The sequence below is a fragment of the Dokdonella sp. genome (assembly GCF_051958935.1).
Classification (GTDB): Bacteria; Pseudomonadota; Gammaproteobacteria; order Xanthomonadales; family Rhodanobacteraceae; genus Dokdonella_A.
In genome coordinates, this window is record NZ_JBQCFP010000060.1 from 1 (window position 1) to 2,600 (window position 2,600).

At 65.0% G+C, this 2,600-nt stretch carries 1 protein-coding gene; it reads left to right on the forward strand.

Translation table 11 applies throughout. The features are described 5' to 3' along the window. Positions 1-2,600, forward strand: a 2,600-nt coding sequence (locus ACTHK2_RS05740; protein ID WP_440244741.1) for a TonB-dependent receptor plug domain-containing protein, incomplete at both ends; no start/stop codon positions are given.

Below are 2,600 nucleotides of genomic sequence, written 5' to 3' on the forward strand. Positions count from 1 at the left end.
CTCGGCTCGCCGCGTACGCTGGTGCTGATCAACGGCCATCGTTACCTGTCGGGCGATCCGAACGCGATCCCGGCGAACATGGTCGAGCGCATCGAAGTGCTCACCGACGGCGCGTCGTCGGTATACGGCTCCGACGCGATCGCGGGCGTCGTCAATTTCATCCTGCGCAGCGACTACCAGGGTGCGGAGTTCTCGGCCGATTACGGCATCTCCGACCGTGACGACGGCGTGTCGAAGGGCTACTCCTTCACGTTCGGCCAGAGCTCCGACAAGGGCTCCATCATGGCCGGCGTCAACTACAAGAAGATCGACGGCGTGCTGTCGGGCCATCGCGAGTTCTCCAAGGACTCGGTGTCGCGCCTCGGTTCGACCAGCAGCCCGATCGGCACGTTCGTCGGCGGTTCGACCTCGTCGCCCTTCGGCCACGTGCAGATCCCCGAAGGCATGGCCGATCTGTTCCCGGGCTGCAGCTCGGGTTACCTCGCGCGCAATCCGGGCGCGAGCGGCTTGAATGTCGCGACCGATTACCATTGCTACCGCAACAATGCGGGCCCGGACGGCCCGAGCGACAAGTACAACTATGCGACGGTCAACCTGGTGATGACCCCGCAGGAACGCACGGGCCTGTTCCTCAACGGCAACTACAAGCTGACCGACAGCGTCGAAGCGTACCTGTCGGTGATGCACAACAAGACCTCGGCGTCGTTCCAGCTCGCGCCGGCGGTGTACGGCACGCCTTACGGCACGGTGGTTTCTGCCGACAGCTACTACAACCCGTTCGGCGTCGACTTCGGCCCGGGCGCGAACACGTTCACCGCGCGCCTCTCCTCGCTCGGCAACCGTCGCGCCTCGAATGGCACGGCGAACGATCAGCTGTCGACCGGCTTCAAGGGCTCGTTCTCGATCCTGAACGACCAGCAGTGGAACTGGGAGGTCGGCTTCGACTACGGCCATGTGCATCTGAGCACCACGACGTACGGCCTGCCGAACATGTCGGTCCTCAACCAGGCGACCGGCCCGTCCTTCCTCGGTGACGATGGCATCGTGCACTGCGGCACCGGCCCGGACGACATCATCGACGGCTGTACGCCATTCAATCCGTTCAACCTCGACGATCCGAACAGCATCGCCGCGCTGCAGGCCGCCGCATCGCCGGGCGTCAACAGCTTCATGACCAAGGAAACGGTCAAGCGCGTCGACCTCAACGGCGGCCTGTTCGACCTGCCGGCCGGCACGATGCAGCTCGCCGTCGGATACAACTATCGCACCGAGTACACGCACTCGAACGTCGACACCGGCCTCATCGTCGACTTCAACGGCAACTGCACGCTCGGCAGCCAGTGCGGCTCCGCCCTGCAGGGTGGCTACAACGTCAAGGAAGCGTATGCCGAACTGTTCGTGCCGATCCTCAAGGATCTGCCGTTCGTGCACGCGTTGAACCTCACCGTGGGTGACCGCTGGTCGAAGTACTCGACCTTCGGCAGCACCAACAACACGAAGATCGCGCTCGAGTACCGTCCGATCGAGGACCTGCTGCTGCGCGGCACGATGTCGAAGGTGTTCCGCGCGCCGACCGTCGCCAACATCTTCGGCGGCGCGGGCAGCGATGCGCCGAAGATCTCGCGCGACCCGTGCGACGGTTACACCGGGGGCGGCAATCCGGCCTGCGTCAACGTGCCGACCGACGGCAGCTTCCGCAACCAGAACGTCGCGCAGGCGGTGCAGCTCAACGCGATCCTGTCGGGTGCCGCGTTCGCCGGCTTCCCGATCGGTCCGGAGAAGGGCAAGTCGTTCGACTTCGGCATCGTGTACGACCCGCACTGGCTGGAAGGCCTGTCGGTCAGCGCCGACCTCTGGCGCCTCTACCTCAACGACAACATCACGACGGTGCGTGCGCAGAGCGTGATCGACCTGTGCGCAGCCGGCCAGACCGCCTACTGCCCGCTGATCCGCCGTTACGCGAGCGGTCCGAACCAGGGCCAGATCCAGACCCTGATCGAGCCGACCGGCAACCTCGGTCGCGTGGATGTCGGTGGCGTCGACTTCGCGTTGAACTACCGCCTGCCGGAATTCTCGTTCGGCCGCTTCAACGTCGGCATCAACGCGACGTACCTGAAGAACTACGACCTGCAGACGGCGCCGGGCCTCGAGGGCGGTTCGACGTACAACTACGCCGGCCACTTCATGAACTACGGTTCGGCGCAGGCAGGCGCGTGCCCGGGCGCAGGCGGCGGCGTGTGCCTGTTCCCGCGCTGGCGTGCGCAGAGCCAGGTCGGCTGGCAGATGGGCCCGTTCGATGCGTCGTGGGCGATGCGCTACATCCATCGCTTCCGCATGGGTTCGCCGTCGCCGTCGCAGGACACGCATCCGTACGGCACCGGCAACCCGTCGCTCGACGGCCTGTACACCGACTACGGCTCGACCATCTATCACGACATCCAGTTCGGCTACAACCTCGAATCGCTCAACACGCGCTTCGACATCGGCGTGAACAATGTCGGCGACAAGCAGCCGCCGTTCCTGTACGCGAACAACACGCTGAACGCGAACACGGACCCGAGCGACTTCGACCTGATGGGCCGTTACTACTGGGGCCGCAT